Source organism: Rhizobium herbae, assembly GCF_017873135.1.
GTDB lineage: Bacteria > Pseudomonadota > Alphaproteobacteria > Rhizobiales > Rhizobiaceae > Pararhizobium > Pararhizobium herbae.
Genome location: NZ_JAGGJV010000007.1, coordinates 85,436 through 105,749 on the forward strand (window position 1 = coordinate 85,436; position 20,314 = coordinate 105,749).

Consider the following 20,314-nt stretch of genomic DNA (forward strand, 5'->3'; position numbering starts at 1 on the left):
CGGGTTCGAACCAAATCGATCATCGCGGACAGTTAAGAATGCCTCGACTGGTCGGGAGGCGCCATCAGCGCGCCTTGACGATGGGCCAATAGACTGAGTCTATGGGTCAAGACGGTGACTGCGATAGCCGATTTTAGCATAGCTCTAAGACAGCAGTCTTGCCGCCGCCAGCGACAGGGCTACGACGCCGTTGCCGATGCAGCGCTCGTCCGGCTGGTAATCGGAATTGTGCAGCCGGTCGTTGCGGCCTTCCTGCGAGGCGCCGACGCCGAGCTGAAAGGCTGGAACCCTGGCGCCCACCAGTGCGAAGTCTTCCGCTCCAAGGCTCGCCTCACGCTTCTGGATGACGTCGCCGAAATGGTCGCGGATGGCCGCCATCGTCGTTTTCAAAAGGCGGTCGTCGGAAACCAGCGATGGCACGCCGCGCACGTAGTTTATCGCGCACCGTACCCGCATAGAAGCCTCAAGCCCCGCGCAGACGCGTCGCAGCGCCGCCTCGATGACATCGCGCGAAGCCGGATCCTGGCAGCGCACCGTGCCCATGATGCTAACCGAATCCGGGATGATGTTGTGAGTATTGCCCCCATGGATGGAACCGATCGTCAGGACGGCCGGCCGCATCGGATCGACCTCTCGCGAAACGATCGTCTGGAGCTGGGTGATCAGCTGCGCGGTCGCGACAACAGGGTCGATGGCCATATGCGGGCGTGCGGCGTGGCCCGATGCGGCGTGAACGGTAATGTCGAATTCGTCGGACGACCCATTGGAGATCCCCTCGACGAAACTGAAGCTGCCGATCGGCTCGTCGGGGTGATTGTGGAAACCGAGCGCAAAGTCGACGCCGTCGAGTACGCCATCGGCGATCATGGCGGCGGCACCGCTCTCCTGCGTTTCTTCGGCCGGTTGGAACATCAGCTTGATGTTGCCGCTCAGGCGCGGCGCAATCTCCTTCAAGACGGCTCCCACACCGATAAGCGTCGCCGTGTGAAGGTCGTGACCACAGGCGTGCATCTTGCCCTCGTTACGGCTGGCGAAAGGCAGGCCGGTCTGCTCCTCGATGGGAAGCGCATCCATATCGGCGCGAATGACAAGCGTCGGCCCCGGCGCTCCACCCGCGATGAAGCCGACGACGCCAGTGCGCCCGACACCTGTCACGTGGTCGATGCCGAGGCTTGCCAGTTCACGCGCGACGACACCGCTTGTTCTCTCGACATCGAATCCGGTTTCGGGGTGCTCATGAATGTCGCGGCGGATACCGATGAGATGCGCTTCAATCTGTGAGGAAAGGTGCTGAACTAGGCTATTGAGGTCATTTAAATGGGAGTTCATGTTGGTGTCCTTACAAATACGAGCGTCAAGCGGAGCGCGCTGCATGCGGGAGATGGTCTGACGTCAAGGCATATAAGGGATGAAGATTGCTCAGGAAAGGCATTGTGGAAGGTGTACCAAATCAGAGGCTTGGTTCACAATCGGCCTTCAACCAACCAAGGAGGCAACGAGTTCCGTATCGGCCGCCAGGTCACGGACAAACAACAAAAGCTTTGCCATTAATTATTTGTGCGATGCAGCAACCTTCTGACGCATGCTGCGTTGGGGATCGGGCGGTTCTCGCCTAATGCCGCCAGGAGTACCAGATGCGATCCATTTCCGACACGATTGAAAGACTGGGCAAATTGCGCTCGGCCCACGGTTCCTCTCCGCTGTTCGATGACAGGCTGACCGATCTCGGACCGTTCGGTTCCAACCGGGGTGCCCTCGAGGCGAAAATTCACATCCCAAAGGGGCTCATGCCGCGCGCGCCGCTGGTCGTCGTCCTTCATGGGTGTACTCAGACGGCCAGCGCGTATGACAATGGCTCCGGCTGGTCGCGCCTTGCCGACGACTACGGATTCGCCGTGCTGTTCCCCCAGCAGACCCGAAGCAACAACGCCAACATGTGTTTCAACTGGTTCGAACCCGGCGATATCCGGGGCGATCAAGGAGAGGCATTCTCCATCTGTCAAATGATCGAAACGGTGACGGCGCGTTACGACATTGATCGAAGCCGCGTCTTCATCACCGGGCTGTCTGCAGGTGGAGCGATGGCGAATGTCATGCTCGCAACGCATCCGGAGCTTTTCGCAGGTGGCGCAATCATTGCGGGCCTTCCTTACGCTACTGCGACGACGGTTCCCGAAGCATTTGACCGCATGCGTGGCCACGGGCTGCCCGGAACGGATGGTCTCCAGGCGCTTCTCCGGTCTGCTTCCAGGCATGACGGACCATGGCCGGCGATCTCTGTCTGGCAAGGCACCAAAGACCACACGGTCGTTCCCGCGAACGCTGTCGCGATTATCGAACAGTGGCGCGGTGTGCATGAGGTGGAACACCAGCCCGCAACCGAAGGGATCGATCGCCATCAAAAAATCGTCTGGAGAGGTAAGGACGGGCGCGAAGCCCTTGAGCTCTATCAGCTCGGAGGGATGGGGCACGGGACGCCGATCGATGCCTCGTCGGGTTATGGCACGGCTGGCCCGTATATGCTGGATGCCGGCATCTCCTCGACCCAGCATATCGCCCGCTCCTGGGGTTTGATCGCATCGTTCGAAAAACGGGTGAATCTTGATTCCGGAAAGTCGTACGAGCAGCCCGCCAGTACCTTTCAATCCCCGTATCCTTCAGGAAAAGGGGGAATCCAGCAGACGATCGAGAAAGCCCTTCGGGCAGCGGGCCTTATGAAATGAACGCCGGCGAAGCGGCCGATCTTTGACCAGACGGCCCTCGAGCACCAAGGAATACGCCGTGAGTCACGTTGCATTCATAGGCTATCAGCGTGGTTGAGGCCGCCTGTGTTCAATGTCGAAATCGGACCATATTTGAAAATCGAAAGAAGACATGATCAATAATTACGGACTTTCCTGCTGCTACTCGCTTTTTAACGCAGTCCGAAGAACGATAAAATAGCGATGACGATGACGACGAGTCCAACGATATAGATAATTCGGTTCATGACGGGTTCCTTTCAATCACTAATTGTCGAAACGCACGATGAATGGATTCGTTCCTCATAAAAAGTCGTAGCCTGCTCGACAGAGCAAAAAGCCAATCGACCCGAGAGGATCAACTGGCTTTTTAGATCGACGCGCATCGGAGCAATCGCTTCGACGCGAATGGAATGCGTGAACGGCGATTTGACACCGTTACCTCACCGGTTGCATCCCCTTCGCCTTCATAAGCAAGTCCAATTCGACAGACGACGGCCCGAACTTCGCGAATAGCACTCTCGCCTCATCAGACGAGAGTCCGTATTTTTTTGCGAACTGGTCGAAGGTATAATGCGGCTGCCGAAGCCGACGTGGGTTTCCCTTCGATTGCAGCATGCCGACTACCAGTATCGGCGACGGGGAGGTTCTGGTTGTGAGCTTGCACCCAGCACGTAGCCGACGGCCATTCCGATCGCGGCTGCTAGCAGCAAGACGCTCCCTGCCGCTGTCGGATGGTCGCGCGCTGTCTGTGCGATGGCGCTGCCTTCAGCTTTTGCAACATTTGCTGCTTTGCGGGCCGTAGGTGCAGCAGCATCGACGACATTGGCAGCGCGCTGGCGAATGTCGCTGTAGGCCTGCTGTCCCTGGGCAGAAACAATCTTGGTAAGCCGGGCGACTTCGGTGCGCAGAGACTCAATATCGTTGTTCGTTGTGGATTCGGCCATGGTGGTCTCCTTCGTTGTTTGCTGTGCAACGCATTGGGGTGTCGAGATGTTCCCCCACGACCTTCAAAGTTCACAACTTCGCCAACCCTTTTCCCGACGTCTGCAATCTGCCACCGTCGGCCACGGGAACACTCCACTTCGGCAAATTCGAAATTGGTGAACTTACCGCCTGCTCCAAGGCTTGTGATGCTCAGCGTCTGGCTTCTCCGCTCGCAACTGCAGGGCGCGAGTCAGTAATCGCCGCATTTTATAGCGGCTCATGGAAATAGGGGCAGAGGAGGCGTGGGCCTTTTTCAATTTTCGATCAAGGTAAAAGATCATTGCTTCCATTTGATCGACGGTGAGCGTGACATTTTCAGCCAATACAATAGCCTGGCGCAGCAGGTTTTTAGACATCATGTCCTCCTTTCGCTGACGGCTTTTTATGTGTGAGTCGCTCGCCCGGTTCCACGCCTGCCACCGCTGAGACGGATCGAAAGGTAAATCGATCTTCAATGAAATTGCTAATATTTTAGGTCTGAAGCTGAGAGCTTATGCGGCTCAATCACATGGCGATTGTTGGATTTGCGTCATAGCTGAACACAGCAGTTCCCTCCCTGTGGACAACCCAGGTCATCGTGCAGATAGCCAGTTGATGGGCCCACACCTGGATCGTGGGGACCTTGAGAGAGAGAGTCATGCCCCTTACGGCGGCGCGAAGTCAGAAGTCATGCAATCTTCGGTGATCGGCGGCCATCGACGGAGGGCCACAGGGATATTTGCTCCTTGTTGGAACCAAATCTCCCGTCGCTGCTTTTGGTTTGTAGCGTCCTAAAAATCCGGAGACCTTCCATGGCCAAGAAGTCCACCGCCACGTCGTCTGCCAGCGTCGCGACGATCCATGACCAGAAACTTCATCGTGGTGAGGGTGGCGAGCTGCATCAGCGTGCCGAAGACGGGGCGCCGGTCCTGACCACCGCACAAGGCGGACCGGTCGCGGATGATCAGAACACGCTGCGTGTGGGTGCCCGAGGGCCGGCACTCATCGACGACTTCCATTTCCGGGAGAAGATATTCCACTTTGATCATGAACGCATTCCTGAACGGGTCGTCCATGCGCGCGGCTATGGGGCGCACGGCTTTTTCGAGACGTACGAATCCCTGGCCGCATATACGCGCGCAGACCTATTCCAGCGCGCCGGCGAACGGACGCCAGCCTTCGTCCGCTTTTCGACTGTCGCTGGGAGCAAGGGATCGGCTGATCTGGCGCGCGACGTCCGCGGCTTCGCGGTAAAGATGTACACCAAGGAAGGCAACTGGGACCTCGTTGGCAATAATATTCCGGTATTCTTCATTCAGGACGCTATCAAGTTTCCCGACCTTATTCACGCCGCCAAGCCCGAGCCCGACAGGGCATTCCCGCAGGCGCAGACTGCGCATGACACCTTCTGGGACTTCATCAGCCTGACACCCGAAAGCATGAATATGGTGATGTGGATCATGTCGGATCGCACCATTCCGCGGTCTTTCCGATTCATGGAAGGATTCGGCGTCCACACCTTCAGATTCGTCAATGCCAAGGACGAGTCGACCTTCGTGAAGTTTCACTGGAAACCGAAGCTCGGGCTGCAGTCGGTCGCCTGGAACGAGGCGGTCAAAATCAATGGCGCAGATCCTGATTTCCACCGCCGCGACCTTTGGCAATCGATCCAGTCCGGCAATTTCCCCGAATGGGAACTGCAGGTTCAGCTGTTCGATCAGGCGTTCGCCGACAGCTTTGACTTCGACATCCTTGACCCTACCAAGATTATTCCTGAAGAAATCTTGCCGCCGCATCCGGTCGCTCGGCTCGTACTCGACCGGATGCCGGACAACTTCTTTGCCGAGACCGAACAGGTCGCGTTCATGACCCAGAACGTGCCGCCGGGTATCGACTTCAGCAACGATCCGCTGCTCCAGGGCCGCAACTTCTCCTATCTCGACACGCAGTTGAAGCGCCTTGGTGGTCCGAATTTCACGCATCTGCCGATCAACGCGCCGAAGTGTCCCTTCCACACGTTCCAGCAGGACGGCCATATGGCCATGCGCAACCCTGTCGGTCGCGCAAACTACCAGCCGAATTCCTTCGGCGAAGGTCCAAGAGAGTCACCCGCGCAGGGATACCGCCATTTTTCAGCCGAGGAACAAGGTCCGAAGGTCCGGCTGCGGCCGGAAAGCTTCGCCGACCATTACAGCCAGGCTCGCCAGTTCTTCATCAGTCAGACGCCGCCCGAGCAGAGCCATATCGCCGCCGCGCTGATCTTCGAGCTTTCAAAGGTGCAGACGCCGACGATCCGTGAGCGGATGGTCTCGCATGTGATGAACATTGACGAGGCGCTGGCAAGCAAGGTTGCCCATGGCCTGGGGTTCAAGTCGATGCCGAAGCCCGCCGATGCCGCCATGCCGACACGACAGGATCTGGAACCCTCTCCGGCACTCAGCATCGTGGAGCGCGGACCGAAGCGTTTCGAGGGACGCAAGCTTGGCATTCTCGCCACCGATGGCGCGGACGTGCGGGTGTTCACGGCCGTGCTCGACAATCTGACGAAGCAGAAGGCGGTCTTTGAAGTCATTGCCCCCAAGGTCGCCGGTGTAACGATGTCGGATGGCAGCTGGGTTGAGGCGCACCAGATGATCGATGGCGGTCCATCCGTTCTTTACGACGCGGTTGCTCTGATTGTTTCTACCAACGGCGTTGCCGACCTTCTCAAGGAAGCCACGGCTCGGGATTTCGTCGCCGACGCATTCACACACTGCAAGTTCATCGGATACGTGCCGGATGCAATCCCGCTTCTGGAAAAGGCCGGCATTGCAGGTGACCTCGACGAAGGCACAATCGAACTCAAAGATAAGGAGTCGGTTGCGGCGTTCTTCGAAGAAGTCGGCAAGTTGCGCGTCTGGGCACGTGAGCCGACCGTAGGGTCATTCGGCGGTCCCTTTCTCTGAAGTTTCAAACATCTGGCCATAGCGCGGCGACAGGACGCCGAAGACGGCGAGCGCAGCTGCGCCGCGAAGCGCCGAATGCTGGCAATCGCTGGCCACGACGACGCGCGGGTGGACGCGGTTGGAGCGGGCGGAAATCGAACTGTTGAGCCCATCGACGAGCGTGGCAAGCTGCTCTATCAGCGGCTGCGGCGCCAGGCCGCCGAGCACCACGGTCTCGGGATCGAAGAGGTTCTCGATCGTGCGGATCGCGTTGCGGAAGATCGGCGCGATCTCGCGCACCCAGTCAGCCTCGGATAACCCACGCCTCTTGAAGGCATCGAGCGAAAGATATCTTTCAAGACAGCCACGGTTCCCGCAAGGGCAAGGCTCGCCGTCCGGCACAGCGGGGATGTGGCCGATTTCGCCCGCATTCCCCCAGGCTCCACGCATCACAAGACCGTCATGCATCATGGCGCCGCCGAGGCCGACGCTGAAGAAGAGATAATAATAATCCGAAAGCTGCTGCCCAATACCATAGAGCTGCTCGCCCAAGGCCGCCGCTGCCATATCATTCTCGATGAATGAAGGCAGTCCTGTCGCATCGGCCAGGCGTTGGCGAATATCCACATTCTTCCAGCCCGTCATGGTCGTCGGGCCGACGAAACTCATGGATTCCACGTCGAAAGGCCCGGGGAGTGCCAGGCCCGCGCCGAGCAGTCTGCCACTGCCGAGGCTTGTCTTGAGCTCCATGACCATCTCGCCGATCAGCGCGAATGCCTCGTCCGGCATCGGGTTCGAAGCGTAGCGGTGGCGGCTCTCGACAACATCCCCGAGAAGATTGACCAGCGCCGCCTCGATAAAAAGCGGCGTGAGGTGGATACCGACGGCGAGCCCCCCCTCCGGATTGATGGTCAGCGTCGAGGGCGGAATGCCACGCCCCTTAGGCTCCTCTTTCACCGAAAGGATGAGGCCCTGCTCATCAAGTTCCCGGACGATCGTCGAAACAGTCTGGACCGTCAGTCCCACCCTGTTGGCGATGTCGCCGCGGGTCGTGGGTCCATGCAGGCGGATCGATTCCAGAACGATCCGCCTGTTATACGGCCTTCCCGCTTCCTGATTGGTGCCTCGCAACGCCATGCCAAATTCTCCGAATGACAGAAGATTGGCAGCGCCTCGCGATTTAGTCAAATGGTTTTCAAAAAAGATTTTGGCCGATGATGGCGCCATAGTCGGGACATGCGAAAGCCGCAGTGCCATACCGAACCCGCCGAACCGTTTTCAGTGGGAACGAGAGGCACGGTGGTAAGGATGGGCGATATATGTCGGCGAGACCCTTGGTTGGTTTCCGTTCGCAAGAAGCGGTTGGTCGTGCCACTCTGCGTCTTGTAGACGCTGCAGATAGAATTCCGCCGCCTGGCGTTAACCGTGAAGGGTCCAAATGAAACTCGAGATCGTTCATCGGACGAGCTATGAATACTCGCGGAACGTCGGCCTCCTCCCTCATCGGCTGATGCTGTCGCCTCGCAACGACCAACATCTCCGGACGTTGGCATTTCAAATTGACTGCACCCCGGCCGGATCGATCGACTGGTCACAGGACGTCTTCGGCAACACCGTTGCCACGATCACCTTTTCCCAGAATGCATCTGAATTGACTATTACCAGCACCGCCGTGGTCGAACAGACGGCCGACCCATGGCCGGTCTTCAAGATCGATCCTGGCGCGCACGCCTATCCGTTCACATATTCCAGCGAAGACATGACGGATCTTGGCGCATTCACCGTGGCGACATCCATCGGTGGGCGGGTCAGCGAGTGGGCGGAAACATTCGTGCTCAGCCGACCAACGGACACCCTTTCGCTCCTGAAGGATATCAATGCCGGGATTTTGACCAGCGTCACGTATCGTATCCGGGACGAAGAAGGCACGCAGTCGCCACAGGAAACGCTGGAACTCGCCAGCGGCTCCTGCAGGGATATCGCAGCCCTGTTCATCGATGCCGTCCGACACCTGGGTTTTGGCGCAAGGGCGGTTTCGGGATACGTCTACGATCCCCAAGCACCCATCGACGACGGTGGCTCCACGCATGCATGGGCGGAGGTGTATCTGCCTGGTGCAGGCTGGATTGCCTTCGATCCAACCCACCGACGCGTGGGAGAAGCCTCCCTCATCCCGGTTGCCATTGCCCGGAGCAATAGCCAGATCATGCCTATCAGCGGCGGTTACATGGGTTTGGCAAGCGACTTCGTCCGTCTGGCGGTCTCGGTAAAGGTTGCGGAGCGGTAAGCTTCTTTCGGGACCGTCGTACCGCCCTGCAAGAAAGACCTGAAATCTGCGGAGGCTCATCACACTCCGGAGAATAAGTTGGAACAAACGACCATTCGACCGGGTTAGTTGAATTCCACAGACAGAGAGGAACAGTCAATGGATCACACCAATCACGTTCGCCTCGGCACTGCCGAACTCACCCCTGCTATCCTTGAGGGCGCCACGATCTACGGTGCCGACGACCACAAGGTCGGCAAGTTGGATCATATCCATGGCACGGGTACCGCTAGCAAAGCGGTCATAGATGTCGGCGGTTTCCTCGGCATTGGAGCCAAGCCGGTCGGAGTTCCGCTCACCGATCTCGAGTTCATGCGAGACGAGGACGGCGATGTCCATGCCGTCACGAGCTGGACGAAAGACCAGCTCAAGGACATGCCTGAACATCGTCACTAGATATCGAAGCCCGGCACCCAGTGCCGGGCTTTTCCAAGCTCTTAAGACCAAAGACATCACGGGAGTCGTCGGGCCGCTCTACTGTTGCGCCTCGTGGCGCCGGTGTAATAGCTGGAGCTTCTTACACGGCTCGATGGCGCGACTGATCCATAACCTTGTGAGCGAAATTCCGCGGTTGAAAGCCTTCGACCGTCGTATGCGCTAAAATCAGATTGTCCCCGGTTTCGACATCCCTACGATCCCGCCGGGTCGATCCGAGGAACATGAGATCGCGCAGAGCCTTTTGGAAGAACCCCTCAGCAAAATCCGTTCAATTTAAGGATCTTATGCGCCTCGATCGAGGCACGAAGCTCGTCTTCTGAAGTGCGGTTTCCCTGGTTGGCATCGGGATGGTGCATTTTGAGCCTTTCCTTGTAACGGCTCCTGATTTCCTCCGGAGTTGCGTCCGGTGAAAGACCGAGTGTCTCGAAAGCCTTGGCTTCGAGTACCTTGAGTTTTCGTACCTGGGAATTATTTCTTTTAGCCTGGCTTTGCGCTGCAGCTCTGCGGGCATTCAAAGTCTTTGCAGAACCGGAGCGAACAGTCGACGGGATCGGGATTTCGGTTGCCTGGTTGACGCCTGTCCCCCAGGTTGGACGGCCGCCGGTCGTCGCTTCCCTTTGATAACGGGCGATGTCCGCGTCAGATAGGCCCGTCGCGAAATTGTATCCCTTGTTGTAATCCTTCACATGCTCAAGACAGAACAGCAGATACAGGCCTTCTGCATCCCGCCCGACGGGCGCGCGGTGTGTGCCATTCTTCTCGCAGCCGTCCCACTGGCATTTCGGACCGGTGGGCTCGCTGTGGGCAGCCGACTTTCGGCGCGTCGATTTAAGGCCAACGAATATTTTCGAATCAAGCGTCATGACACCTATATGGAGGTAGAGCGTCATCTCGGCAAGAATTGGATGAACGGGCGGTAAGCTCTTTGACTTTCAAGATACGGGACGACCCAACAAACGGCGGGTGTTCGCATCCATCAAGGCACTCTGCCGCCCGCCGTGGCATGTCACCAGTTGCGGAGGCTGTGGCGGCGAGGCGCGTAGCGGCCCTATCCGCTACGACACGGGTTGCGGCCAGGTCCTGACGCCGCCGGTCCAACTTTCGAACGCTTTGGAAAGCCGCAACACGAGCATGTCGCCGAACCTCGGGCCGACGATCTGCAGGCCGATCGGCATGCCGGAGGCAGAGAAGCCGCAATTGATCGAGGCAGCCGGTTGCTCGGACATGTTCCACGGGACGGTGAAAGCAATATGCTCGAACGGTTTTTCCGGGTCGTTGGTCGGCGAGGCCCAATCGGCAGGATAGGAAACGATCGGATTGGTTGGCGACAGGACGGCATCGACCTCGCAGAACAACTTGCCGGCCGCCCTGCGCATTTCGATCGTCTGGCGAAAGCCATCGACAGCTTCAACGCCCGTGACCGCTGCGCCCTTGGCTGCCCACTGATAGATATAGGGAAGAATCATCGCACGGCGCTCTTCGTTCAGACCGGCAATATCGCCCCAGAACTTTGCGCGCCAGAAGTTGTCGAGACCGTCCAGCATGTCGCGGGTGAGGATCGGAGCCACTTCGGTGACGATGGCACCGGCCTCCTCGAACCGCCGGGCGGCGTCTAGCACTGCGGCCTTGATTTCCGGCTCTGCCGGAAGACCGCAGCCGGCGTCAAGCATCACGCCGATCCTCAAGCCTTTCACATCGATTTCAAGGTCCATCCAGTCGATCTCGTTCGGAGGCAGGCTGGTGCCATCGCGCCAGTCGGGTCGCGACAGAGTGAACATCGACCAGGCTGCGTCCTCGACGGTGCGGGTCATCGGACCGGCGCAACGACCGACGAAATAGGGATCGACCGGTATGCGCCCGTGGCTGGGCTTGAAGCCGAACAGGCCGGTCCAGCCGGCCGGAAGGCGCACGGAGCCGCCGATATCCGTGCCGATATGCAAGGGACCGTAGCCGGCGGCGGCGGCGGAGGCTGCCCCCGCGCTTGATCCGCCCGGATTTTGGGTGGTGTTCCAGGGGTTGCGGCTCAGCGGATGAAAGCTGGACAGGCCAGAAGAGAGCATGCCGTAGTCGGGGCAGGTGGTCTTGGCGAAGACGATGGCTCCGTCTTCGCGCATGCGCGCGGCAATCGGTGCGTCTTCGGCAGCGGGTAGCAGTTCCACGGCGGCGGTGCCAAGCGGAACCGGCGTGCCCTTGGTGGCGATCAGTTCCTTCAGGGTGACGGGAATTCCGTCGAGCGGGCCGCGTGTTTGTCCTTTTTTCCAGCGCTCGGTCGATGCAGCCGCCTGAACGCGGGCGCTCTCCGGATCATAAGCATAGAGGGCGGCGACCTCGGGTTCGAAGGCGGCAATCCGCGCCTCGACGGCCTGCCAGTATTCGGAGGGCGATAGCGTGCCTTCCTTGAACGAGCGCAAAAGGTCCTTGATGGTAAAATCGAGCAATTCGGTCATCGGTATGCCTCTGGATGAATGAGGATGCATTTCAGATGCGACGCGCCTTGGCCGGCTGTGTCGATGGCAGCAGGTCCTCGGCGCGATGGCAGGCGGTTTGCCGGCCGGGCGACAGGGTACGAAGTGCCGGCTGCTCCACGGCGCAGCGCGCCGCGGCGATCGGACAGCGGTTGCGGAAACTGCACCCCACGCCGATATCGGCAATCGCCGCTATGGGTTTCTGCTGGCTGGCCGGACGGCCGAACTTCTCGATGCTTGGTTCGGCGGCGGCGAGGACCTGCGTATAGGGATGGAGCGGGCTTGCAAACACCTCCTGGGCCGGCCCTGTTTCCACCATGCGGCCCCGATACATGACGCCGACCATGTCGGCGACCGCATCGACCACGGCGAGGTTGTGGGTGATGAAGAGGAAGGTCACGCCGCGCTTCTCGCGCAGTTCCATCAAAAGGTTCAGCACCTGTGCCTGGACTGACAGATCAAGCGCCGACACCGCCTCGTCCGCAACCACGAGCTTCGGCTCGGTGATCAGCGCGCGGGCGATCGCGATGCGCTGGCGCTGGCCGCCGGAGAATTCATGCGGATGGCGTTCCGCATGCGCGGCTGTCAGGCCGACGCTTTCGAGCATGGCGGCGACCTTGTCGCGGGTTTCGGCGCGTCCTGGCCGAACATCGAGCACATGCAACGGCTCGGCAACGATACGGCCGACGGTGTGGCGCGGATTGAGGGACCCGAACGGATCCTGGAACACCATCTGAAAGTCACGGCGCTTACGCTTCAACTCCTTGTCGTTCAGCCGGAACACCGCGTCCCCATCGAAGATTACCTCTCCCGAGGTTGGTCTATCGAGCCCCATGACGATCCTTGCAAGCGTGGACTTGCCGCAGCCGGATTCGCCGACGATGCCGTGGATCGTTCCCGCATCCACCGTCATGGTGAGGTCGTCGAGGGCGCGGTTGACATGCGGCCTGGAGAACAGCGCATTGCCGACATAGTCGCGGGTCAGGCCGCGGATATCGAGAAGAGGACGTTTCTTCATCGCGCAAACTCCTGCATGGCCCGGATGCAGCGAACCCCGCGACCAGCAGTGGGGATCGCCCAGGCAGGTTCGGCCTCCTGGCAATCCGCAATCCGCTCGGGACAGCGGTCGGAAAAACAGCAGCCGGGCGGAAGCCTGGCAAAGCCGGGGACCGAGCCGGGAATGGTGTCGAGCTTGCCGCCGTCGGTGCGGCGCTTCGGGACTGCGCGCAGCAGGCCGCGACTATAGGGGTTCAGCGGCAGTGTCAGAACGTCCCGGGTCGGGCCCTCCTCCATGCGCCGGCCGGCATACATGACGACGGTGCGCGCACACATGCGGGCAATGACGCCGAGGTCGTGGCTCACCAGGATCAGCGCCATGCCGTATTCGCGTCTGAGATCATCGAGGATATCCAGCACCTCGGCCTGAACCGTGACGTCAAGGGCGGTCGTCGGCTCATCGGCGATCATCAGGGCCGGCTTGAGCGCAAGCGCCATGGCGATACCGACCCGCTGGCGCTGGCCACCCGACATTTCATGCGGATAGGTCTGTGCCCGACGTCTGGCATCGGCAATACGGACCTGGTCAAGCAGTTCGACGGCTTGCGCACGGGCTACCTTCCATGACAGGCCCTCATGCCAGACCAGACCTTCGGCGATCTGATCTCCGACCGTCATGGCCGGGTTGAGCGCCGTCATCGGCTCCTGGAAGATCATGCCGACGCGTTTGCCGCGAACGCTACAAAGGGTATCATCGTCGAGGGCAAGGAGGTCGCGACCTTCAAACATGATCCGGCCGGTTGCCGTTGCGGCCCCGGGCAGGAGCCCCATGATCGCCAGCGAAAGAAGCGATTTTCCCGAGCCTGATTCTCCGACGACGCCCAGCGTTTCGCCCGCATCGAGCGCAAAGCCGACATCGGTGAGGATCTGCATCTGGCCGCCGGCTGGCAGACGCATGGAGACAGCGAGGTTTTCGACGGAAAGAAGCGGTGTTCCGGTCATGTCCGACCTTTCTCACGCGGGTCGAGCAGATCGCGCAGACCGTCGCCCAGCATGTTGAAACCGAACACGGTGAGCGCAATCGCAAGGCCAGGCAGGATGGCAAGCCATGGCGCCGTACCGAGATAGGTCTGGGCATCGGCCAGCATCCGGCCCCAGGTCGGCGCAGGGGGAGCCATGCCGAGGCCGAGAAAGCTCAGTCCCGCTTCGGTCAGGATGGCAAGGCCAAGCTGGATCGTCACCTGGACGATGATCTGGTTGGCGATATTGGGAAGTATGTGCTCGATGGTGATGAGTACGCCGCCCTTGCCGGCGGCTCGGGCGGCCAGCACATAGTCTCGCGCCCAGACTTGCGACGCCGCGCTGACCGTCACCCGCGAGAAGACCGGCACCATGAACACGGCGATGGCGATGATGGCGGTGAAGCGGCCCGTACCGAGCAGGGCGCCGAGCATCATGGCCGACAGGATCGGCGGAAACGCAAAAATCACGTCATTGGCGCGCATCGCCACCGCTTCAAACACGCCGCGTCGAGCGGCGGCGGTGACACCAAGCAATGTGCCGAGCGAGGCGCCAAAGGCCACGGCAACGGTCGCGATCGACAGTGAATTCCAGGCTCCCGCCATCAGCATCGACAGCACGTCGCGGCCAAAATGGTCTGTGCCGAGCAAGCCCTGCGCCAGCGGCGGCTTCAGCTTGTGGATGATCTGCATCTTGCCCGGCGGCATCGGTGTCCAGAACAGCGAGACGAAGGCGATGATTACAAGGATAGCGATGATGGCACCGCCGATGACGAGATTGGGGCGGCGCAGGAAGAGCGATGTCCTGCGCGCCGCGGGCTTTTCGACGGTCACGGTTACGGCACTCATCGGCTGCGCCCCCTCAGGCGAGGATCGAGATAGAGATAGGAGAGGTCGACGATAAAATTCATGATGATGACGAGGGCTGCGAAGAACAGCACGACATCCTGCATGACGATGATGTCGCGCTGGGTGAGCGCTTGAAAAGCGAGGCGTCCGAGGCCCGGGAGGTTGAAGACGTTTTCGACGAGTACGGCGCCGGCGATCAGGAAGGTGAACTGCAGGCCGAGGATGGTGACGACCGGAACGAGCGCATTGGGCACCGCATGGCGCCACAGCGCGGCCCGGCGCGGCAGTCCCTTGGCGCGGGCGGTGCGCACGAAATCGTCGTTCAGAACTTCAAGCACGGCCGAGCGCGTCACCCGTGTGAGAACGCCTGCCTGGGGAAGGGCGAGGGCGATCGCCGGCAAAAGCAAAGCACCGAGCGAAGACCCAAACCCGCCGTGCCAGCCCGGAAAGCCGCCCGAGGGCATCCAGCCGAGCGACACGGAGAAAACCAGCACAAGCAGAAGGCCGACCCAGAAGCCCGGCACAGCGATGAACAGCTGGGAGACGAAGGCGGCGGCATAGTCGACAGCACTGTTGCGCCTGGCGGCCGAGGCGACGCCGAGCGGAATGGCGATGGCGACCGAAAGGACTATGGCAAACAGCGCCAGCGGCAGGGTGACGGCAAGCCTTTCGGCGATGAGGCCCGCGACCGGAACGCCGTAGGTGTAGGAGTTGCCGAGATCGCCTGTGACAACGCCGCCAAGCCAGAGCGCGTAACGGATGATCAGCGGCTGGTCGAGCCCGAGTTCGTGCCTGAGCGCTGCGAGCGTATCGGGACTTGCGGACGTGCCAAGCATGATTGCCGCAGGATCTCCAGGCAACACATCCATGACGATGAAGATCAGCGCCGATACCGCGAGCAACGTCAACAGAAGGCTCGAAAGCCTGCGCAGAAGTAATACGATCATTCCACTGTCCTTGGTCCAACCATCTCATCGTTTCGGCTGCACGCCGGAAACGCAGAGGACGGATGCCGAGCGGCGGTCACCGGCGGGCGTCAGCTCGACGGCAGTCTTCCGGCCGGTTGCCCCATCCGCTCAATCTTCCCAATGAACGTCGGTCAGGACGTTTGAGGGGATTGGCTCGTTTTCCCAAAGCCCCTTCAGCTTGGCGTTCCAGACGCCGAGTTTCGGCATCACGAACAGGAAGAGCGCCGGGACGTCATCTGCGAGGATCTTTTGTGCCTCGCCATAGAGCTTTTCCTGCTCAACGGTATCGGCCGTCAGTTCGATCTTCTTGATAACGTCGGTAAATGCCGGGTTCTTATAATTGAAATAGTAGGGATCGCGGGCGTAGATATCGATATCCATCGGCTCGGCGTGGGCCACGATGGTCATATCGTAGTCGGTCCCCTTGAAAACGTCCTGCACCCATTTGGCCGGAAATTCAGTTGGTTCAATGGTCATGGTCACGCCGATCTCGGCAAACATGGCCTGCATGATTTCGGCGCTGCGCGGCGCATATGGCATTTGGGGTGTCTTGATCGTGAAGGTGAAGCCATTGGGGTAACCGGCTTCGGCCAGAAGGGCCTTTGCCTTTTCCGGGTCGTATGGATACGTGCCGGTCAGATCGATATAGCCGCGGTCGTTGGGCGTGTAGTGGCTGCCAATGGCGGTACCGAACCCCGACCAGGCGCCGTCGATGACAGTCGAGCGGTCGATGGCCATCATCAGGGCCTGGCGAACACGTTTGTCGTCAAAGGGCTTGCGCGTGTTGTTCATGCCAGCAACGACTTTGAGCTCCGTATTGCCGATCACGGTCACGAGTTCGGTGTCTTCCTTGAAGCCTTCCATCATCTCGGGCGCGGCGAATTCCGGAAACGCGTCGACGTCGCCGGACTTCAGCGCCGCCGCCTGGGCCTGCGCATCGGCGATGAAACGGAACGTCACCTTGTCGAGGCCGAGCTTGGTCTGCGTGTTCCAATAGCCGGGATTGGCGACAAGCTCGACGCGGTCGCCCTTCGTCCAGCTGACGAATTTGAACGGGCCGGTGCCGATCGGCGTCGTCTTGTCGTTGGCGGCGCTCTGGGTGCCGACCATCACGGAGGCAGGCCAGCCAAGCCAATAGAGAAGACTGCCGTTGCGCTCCTTGAGTTTCAGTACCAGCGTCTGCTTGTCCGGTGTGTCGATGGTATCGATTGCTGCAAAAAAGCGCTTTTGGCCATTGGTCGATTCCGGCCCGCGGGCACGATCGAGGGCGAACTTGGCAACGGCGCTGTCGAAGTCTTCGCCGTCATGGAATTTGACGCCTTGCTGCAGTTTGAAGGTGTAGATCAGACCATCCCCGGAGATTTCCCAGCTCTTGGCGAGCTGCGGCACGATCTTGCCGTCCTTGTCGATTGCGACCAGCCCTTCGAAGATATTCTGCCAGGTCACCTGGCCGATGGCGACAGGCGCGGAGACTGTCGGATCAAGCCCCTGCGGCTCGACGCTCATGCCGAGCACAAGCGACGTCTTGGTTGCAGCGACCGTCACTCCCGCCAGAAGCAGGCCTGCTGACAGCGCAACTCCGAAGGTGGCCAAGCGGATCATCCCACCCGCTATGCTTTGAACGCGGTTCATTATATTCCCCTTTTTGTGGTCTCGTCGCTGTAGTCAGTTCACGCGACTGCCCCGTTTGAAGGAAGTGTGTCAGCTTCGTGGCGCCCACACAATGTCGAAAATGTGTGCTGAGTGTAGCGAAAACCGATCCACTAAAGCGTTAGGCATCCTCGATTCGTGAGAGGTCGGCCGGGCTCTCGTCTAACCCTTTCCGGTCCCGATCGTGTGTCCCATTGTTTCGCGCATGAAGCGCTCAATGAAGTCCAGGAGCTTGGCGGCGGCAAACGACAGCTGCCGGTCAGGAGCGACACAGAGATCCAGAGGTGTTCGTACTCCCTTGCCGCCCGCAACAGGCACCGCAACGAGCTGCCCTGCCTGACATTCCCTTGAAACCGTCAGCGCCGGCAGCAGCGTGATGGCCGCTCCACGCAGGACGAGTTCCTTCTGCATTTCAAGCGAGTTGGTGATAAAGATCGGATCGAGCGTCAGCCCTTCACGGGCAAAGAGCGCATCGAAAGCCTGACGCGCGCCGAAGCTTTGGTCCGGGACAGCCAGGGCATATGTCGCAAGTGTGCGAAGCGAGATTTCGCTGTGGCCGGCAGCCGGATGGTCGGCGGCGGCGATGACATCGTAGGTTACTTCCGATCGCAGCCTGACCTTGCTACCTGCGAGCGGGGGCGCAAACAGCGTGACAGCAATATCGGCCTCCGCGTTGCTTACCGCCTCGATGGAGCGGTAGGCGCTGGCGATAATGACTTCGAAGCGAACCTTGGGATAAAGCAGGCTGAAATCGGCAAGTGCCGGCGCAAGGAGATTTGCCACAACGGCGCCGCTTGCAAACACCGTTACCCCGCCACGCTGCAATCCCTTGAGATCATCCATGAGCTGGCGCACATGGTCGAGTTCGCGCAGGGTGCGCGCGGCGCGCGCGGCAAGAAGCTCTCCCGCCGCCGTGAGCGTGACGCCGCGGGCACTTCGCTCGATCAGCGCCGTGCCGAAATAATATTCGAGGTTCTCGATCTGCCGGCTGATGGCGGTGGGCGCGACATTCAGGTTTTCGGCCGCTGCCCGCATCGAGTTGGTGCGAACCAGTTCGTCGAAATAGATGAGCGCGCGGATCTGCATTGAGCGGATTCCATCAAAGGGCTGAACGATGATCAGCACCCTTTGTAGCGAAGCCGCCACGCTAAACAACTGGCAGATGCCCGCGACAGTCACGTTACCCCTGGCTCAGCCGCCGGTGCGGGAGAAAAGGGCGGCTCCGATTTCTACGTCGAGCGACCCAATCTGGCGGCTAAGGGCGGGTTGCGAAATATCGAGCTTCTCGGCCAGGCGCAGCAGACCGGGTGATCTTGCGCTGTGCTGGAAGTGCGTCGCTGAGGCCCCCATTCATTGAAATCGCATAGGGCAAGGTCTGGGTACAGGTCACCAACAGTTTCCCCGCGGCATCCACGTTCGAGGTGATCAGCCCGTGGTTCCCGAAATTGATGCCCTCGGCGGTCACATCGCAGGGGCGATTGACATTGGCCTGCACGGTAAAGCCCGCCTGTGTCGGGTTCTGCGTGCCGGCAAAAGTCGAGAGATAGGCGCCTCCGGCCTTGGTTTGCTGGTTGGCAAGGATGCGGGCGTAGATCGGCACATGAACCGTGGTTGTCGTCAAAGGAAGCGAAAGGAAAACGATTGGCGGTGGCGCGCCGATGGCCGGCTGATCGACGACCAGCCGGTTCTGCGCATCGAGCCCCGTAACATATGCCTGACCATCGTAGCCGAAGACGATCGGTTGTTCGGTGCGATCAAGCATCGCGGCGGATCCCGCTTCGACGAACGCGCCGCTTTCATCCTGAAGAATAACCAGCAGGGCCTTGATATTGGTCCTGACGCCGAGATCGACGATGACGCCGCTTCGATCACGCGGCGTTACCGTGGCCGGCTTTTGCATCGCCGCTCTCACACGCCATGGCACAGGGAAGGCCGCGACCGGCGCACATGCCTGATTTCGCAGATCCACAGCCTCTTCGTCATTGATGAAACAACGTGGCATCGCAGCGGCAGCTTATGCGGACGGCGTCCATCGCTGCCGTTGTCTGCGCGTCATCGGGGCCAGGTTGCGCCGGTTGTCGTCAGATAAATGGCATAAAGCGACTGTGTGGCCGTGATGAACAAGCGGTTGCGGCGGGGGCCGCCAAATGCGAGATTGGCGACCGTCTGGGGAACTTTGATCTTGCCCATGAGGGTGCCGTCGGGCGCAAAGCAGTGCACCCCATCCGCAGCGCTCGACCAGACATTTCCATGCACATCAACGCGAATTCCGTCTGGAATACCGTTATCGATGTTGCAGAAAACCCGGTCGCTTGTCAGCGCTCCGTCATCCCCGATATCGAAGATCCGAATATGGCGGGGCGCAGTATCGGCGTGGCTTGCACCGCTGTCGGCGACATAGAGCTTGGTCTCGTCCGGTGAGAAGGCGAGGCCGTTCGGCTGTAGAAAATCGCTGACAACCACGGCAAGATCTCCGGTGGCGGGATCGAGCCGGTAGACATTGCGGGTGGGCTGCTCCGGCTCCGCCTGATAGCCTTCATAATCCGAGAGAATGCCGTAGGTCGGATCGGTGAACCAGATGGTGCCGTCCGAGCGGACGATGGCATCGTTGGGAGAATTCAGCCGTCTGCCCTGATAGCCGTCGGCAAGAACCGTGATCGACCCATCCGTTTCCGTGCGCGTGACACGGCGTGTGCCGTGCTCGCAGGAAATCAGCCGGCCCTGCCGGTCGCGGGTATTGCCGTTGGCGAAGTTCGACGGTGCGCGGAACACGGAAACCCCGCCGTCCGGCACCCAGCGCATCATCCGCTGGTTGGGAATGTCGCTCCAGACGAGTTGCTGCGCATCGCCGAACCAGACCGGGCCTTCGGCCCAGCGGCAACCGGTGTAAAGCTCTTCAAGGGCGATACTGCCGATAAACAGCGCCTTGAATCTTGGGTCATGGACTTCATAGGGGGAGGCGTGGGGCATGG

At 60.1% G+C, this 20,314-nt stretch carries 20 protein-coding genes; 4 read left to right on the top strand and 16 right to left on the bottom strand.

The annotated features are described in order from the left end of the window. Positions 1-144: 144 nt before the first annotated feature. Complete coding sequence (locus J2Z75_RS19305; protein ID WP_209854404.1) at positions 145-1,329, bottom strand: M20 metallopeptidase family protein; 1,185 nt, start codon at positions 1,327-1,329, stop codon at positions 145-147. A 305-nt stretch (positions 1,330-1,634) separates the two neighbouring features. On the opposite strand from J2Z75_RS19305, the gene J2Z75_RS19310 reads away from it, so the two are divergent. Continuing rightward, the gene (locus tag J2Z75_RS19310) at positions 1,635-2,723 is read left to right on the top strand and encodes an extracellular catalytic domain type 1 short-chain-length polyhydroxyalkanoate depolymerase (RefSeq protein ID WP_209854405.1); all 1,089 of its coding nucleotides are present in this window, start codon (positions 1,635-1,637) and stop codon (positions 2,721-2,723) included. 456 nt (positions 2,724-3,179) lie between these two features. Here J2Z75_RS19310 and J2Z75_RS29290 read toward each other — a convergent pair whose 3' ends face one another. The 3 genes from J2Z75_RS29290 to J2Z75_RS19320 all read right to left on the bottom strand — a co-directional run bounded on the left by J2Z75_RS29290 (position 3,180) and on the right by J2Z75_RS19320 (position 4,084). Then, entirely contained in the window at positions 3,180-3,359 is a 180-nt protein-coding gene (locus tag J2Z75_RS29290) for a hypothetical protein (RefSeq protein WP_234937453.1), read from the bottom strand. A gap of 5 nt (positions 3,360-3,364) precedes the next feature. Next, on the bottom strand, positions 3,365-3,688 hold the full coding sequence (locus tag J2Z75_RS19315; RefSeq protein ID WP_209854406.1) for a hypothetical protein: 324 nt from the start codon (positions 3,686-3,688) through the stop codon (positions 3,365-3,367). Positions 3,689-3,850: 162 nt separating this feature from the next. After that, a complete protein-coding gene (locus tag J2Z75_RS19320) occupies positions 3,851-4,084 on the bottom strand; it encodes a hypothetical protein (protein WP_209854407.1) in 234 nt (77 codons plus the stop codon). Between the two features lie 435 nt (positions 4,085-4,519). Here J2Z75_RS19320 and katE point away from each other — a divergent pair, with 435 nt between their 5' ends. Next, a complete protein-coding gene (gene katE / locus J2Z75_RS19325) occupies positions 4,520-6,652 on the top strand; it encodes a catalase (RefSeq protein ID WP_209854408.1) in 2,133 nt (710 codons plus the stop codon). Here the strand turns inward: katE and J2Z75_RS19330 are convergent. Then, entirely contained in the window at positions 6,629-7,768 is a 1,140-nt protein-coding gene (locus J2Z75_RS19330) for an ROK family transcriptional regulator (RefSeq protein ID WP_209854409.1), read from the bottom strand. The two genes, katE and J2Z75_RS19330, sit on opposite strands and share 24 nt — an antisense overlap. A gap of 301 nt (positions 7,769-8,069) precedes the next feature. Between J2Z75_RS19330 and J2Z75_RS19335 the strand changes: the two genes are divergently transcribed. Together J2Z75_RS19335 and J2Z75_RS19340 are read left to right on the top strand one after the other, a co-directional pair. After that, a complete protein-coding gene (locus J2Z75_RS19335) occupies positions 8,070-8,918 on the top strand; it encodes a transglutaminase family protein (RefSeq protein WP_209854410.1) in 849 nt (282 codons plus the stop codon). Between the two features lie 138 nt (positions 8,919-9,056). Next, positions 9,057-9,353 (top strand): PRC-barrel domain-containing protein, encoded by a 297-nt coding sequence (locus tag J2Z75_RS19340; protein ID WP_209854411.1) that lies wholly within the window; start codon positions 9,057-9,059, stop codon positions 9,351-9,353. 296 nt (positions 9,354-9,649) lie between these two features. Here J2Z75_RS19340 and J2Z75_RS19345 read toward each other — a convergent pair whose 3' ends face one another. The 11 genes from J2Z75_RS19345 to J2Z75_RS19390 all read right to left on the bottom strand — a co-directional run bounded on the left by J2Z75_RS19345 (position 9,650) and on the right by J2Z75_RS19390 (position 20,312). Next, positions 9,650-10,258, bottom strand: a complete 609-nt coding sequence (locus tag J2Z75_RS19345) for a J domain-containing protein (RefSeq protein ID WP_209854412.1) — start codon at positions 10,256-10,258, stop codon at positions 9,650-9,652. Positions 10,259-10,450: 192 nt separating this feature from the next. Continuing rightward, positions 10,451-11,842 (bottom strand): amidase, encoded by a 1,392-nt coding sequence (locus J2Z75_RS19350; protein WP_209854413.1) that lies wholly within the window; start codon positions 11,840-11,842, stop codon positions 10,451-10,453. Between the two features lie 31 nt (positions 11,843-11,873). Continuing rightward, entirely contained in the window at positions 11,874-12,878 is a 1,005-nt protein-coding gene (locus J2Z75_RS19355) for an ABC transporter ATP-binding protein (RefSeq protein ID WP_209854414.1), read from the bottom strand. Further along, on the bottom strand, positions 12,875-13,858 hold the full coding sequence (locus tag J2Z75_RS19360; protein ID WP_209854415.1) for an ABC transporter ATP-binding protein: 984 nt from the start codon (positions 13,856-13,858) through the stop codon (positions 12,875-12,877). Before J2Z75_RS19360 ends, J2Z75_RS19355 begins: the two co-directional genes overlap by 4 nt. Beyond that, positions 13,855-14,724, bottom strand: a complete 870-nt coding sequence (locus J2Z75_RS19365; protein WP_209854416.1) for an ABC transporter permease — start codon at positions 14,722-14,724, stop codon at positions 13,855-13,857. The genes J2Z75_RS19360 and J2Z75_RS19365 overlap by 4 nt, the downstream gene beginning before the upstream one ends. Continuing rightward, positions 14,721-15,671 (bottom strand): ABC transporter permease, encoded by a 951-nt coding sequence (locus tag J2Z75_RS19370; RefSeq protein ID WP_209854417.1) that lies wholly within the window; start codon positions 15,669-15,671, stop codon positions 14,721-14,723. The genes J2Z75_RS19365 and J2Z75_RS19370 overlap by 4 nt, the downstream gene beginning before the upstream one ends. A gap of 129 nt (positions 15,672-15,800) precedes the next feature. Then, positions 15,801-17,324, bottom strand: a complete 1,524-nt coding sequence (locus J2Z75_RS19375; protein WP_209854418.1) for an ABC transporter substrate-binding protein — start codon at positions 17,322-17,324, stop codon at positions 15,801-15,803. Positions 17,325-17,504: 180 nt separating this feature from the next. After that, entirely contained in the window at positions 17,505-18,428 is a 924-nt protein-coding gene (locus J2Z75_RS19380; RefSeq protein WP_209854419.1) for a LysR family transcriptional regulator, read from the bottom strand. Between the two features lie 105 nt (positions 18,429-18,533). Beyond that, the gene (locus tag J2Z75_RS29715; RefSeq protein WP_407692791.1) at positions 18,534-18,644 is read right to left on the bottom strand and encodes a helix-turn-helix domain-containing protein; all 111 of its coding nucleotides are present in this window, start codon (positions 18,642-18,644) and stop codon (positions 18,534-18,536) included. Continuing rightward, entirely contained in the window at positions 18,598-19,242 is a 645-nt protein-coding gene (locus J2Z75_RS19385) for a spore coat protein U domain-containing protein (protein ID WP_209854420.1), read from the bottom strand. Before J2Z75_RS19385 ends, J2Z75_RS29715 begins: the two co-directional genes overlap by 47 nt. 152 nt (positions 19,243-19,394) lie before the next feature. Next, positions 19,395-20,312, bottom strand: a complete 918-nt coding sequence (locus J2Z75_RS19390) for an SMP-30/gluconolactonase/LRE family protein (RefSeq protein ID WP_209854421.1) — start codon at positions 20,310-20,312, stop codon at positions 19,395-19,397. Positions 20,313-20,314: the final 2 nt, after the last annotated feature.

What these genes read in the sequence shown, in the direction of transcription:
- J2Z75_RS19305 (WP_209854404.1), bottom strand. Translation starts at nt 1,329, where the DNA reads ATGAACTCCCATTTAAATGACCTCAATAGCCTAGTTCAGCACCTTTCC.
- J2Z75_RS19310 (WP_209854405.1), top strand. Translation starts at nt 1,635, where the DNA reads ATGCGATCCATTTCCGACACGATTGAAAGACTGGGCAAATTGCGCTCG.
- J2Z75_RS29290 (WP_234937453.1), bottom strand. Translation starts at nt 3,359, where the DNA reads ATGCTGCAATCGAAGGGAAACCCACGTCGGCTTCGGCAGCCGCATTAT.
- J2Z75_RS19315 (WP_209854406.1), bottom strand. Translation starts at nt 3,688, where the DNA reads ATGGCCGAATCCACAACGAACAACGATATTGAGTCTCTGCGCACCGAA.
- J2Z75_RS19320 (WP_209854407.1), bottom strand. Translation starts at nt 4,084, where the DNA reads ATGTCTAAAAACCTGCTGCGCCAGGCTATTGTATTGGCTGAAAATGTC.
- katE (WP_209854408.1), top strand. Translation starts at nt 4,520, where the DNA reads ATGGCCAAGAAGTCCACCGCCACGTCGTCTGCCAGCGTCGCGACGATC.
- J2Z75_RS19330 (WP_209854409.1), bottom strand. Translation starts at nt 7,768, where the DNA reads ATGGCGTTGCGAGGCACCAATCAGGAAGCGGGAAGGCCGTATAACAGG.
- J2Z75_RS19335 (WP_209854410.1), top strand. Translation starts at nt 8,070, where the DNA reads ATGAAACTCGAGATCGTTCATCGGACGAGCTATGAATACTCGCGGAAC.
- J2Z75_RS19340 (WP_209854411.1), top strand. Translation starts at nt 9,057, where the DNA reads ATGGATCACACCAATCACGTTCGCCTCGGCACTGCCGAACTCACCCCT.
- J2Z75_RS19345 (WP_209854412.1), bottom strand. Translation starts at nt 10,258, where the DNA reads ATGACGCTTGATTCGAAAATATTCGTTGGCCTTAAATCGACGCGCCGA.
- J2Z75_RS19350 (WP_209854413.1), bottom strand. Translation starts at nt 11,842, where the DNA reads ATGACCGAATTGCTCGATTTTACCATCAAGGACCTTTTGCGCTCGTTC.
- J2Z75_RS19355 (WP_209854414.1), bottom strand. Translation starts at nt 12,878, where the DNA reads ATGAAGAAACGTCCTCTTCTCGATATCCGCGGCCTGACCCGCGACTAT.
- J2Z75_RS19360 (WP_209854415.1), bottom strand. Translation starts at nt 13,858, where the DNA reads ATGACCGGAACACCGCTTCTTTCCGTCGAAAACCTCGCTGTCTCCATG.
- J2Z75_RS19365 (WP_209854416.1), bottom strand. Translation starts at nt 14,724, where the DNA reads ATGAGTGCCGTAACCGTGACCGTCGAAAAGCCCGCGGCGCGCAGGACA.
- J2Z75_RS19370 (WP_209854417.1), bottom strand. Translation starts at nt 15,671, where the DNA reads ATGATCGTATTACTTCTGCGCAGGCTTTCGAGCCTTCTGTTGACGTTG.
- J2Z75_RS19375 (WP_209854418.1), bottom strand. Translation starts at nt 17,324, where the DNA reads ATGAACCGCGTTCAAAGCATAGCGGGTGGGATGATCCGCTTGGCCACC.
- J2Z75_RS19380 (WP_209854419.1), bottom strand. Translation starts at nt 18,428, where the DNA reads ATGCAGATCCGCGCGCTCATCTATTTCGACGAACTGGTTCGCACCAAC.
- J2Z75_RS19385 (WP_209854420.1), bottom strand. Translation starts at nt 19,242, where the DNA reads ATGCAAAAGCCGGCCACGGTAACGCCGCGTGATCGAAGCGGCGTCATC.
- J2Z75_RS19390 (WP_209854421.1), bottom strand. Translation starts at nt 20,312, where the DNA reads ATGCCCCACGCCTCCCCCTATGAAGTCCATGACCCAAGATTCAAGGCG.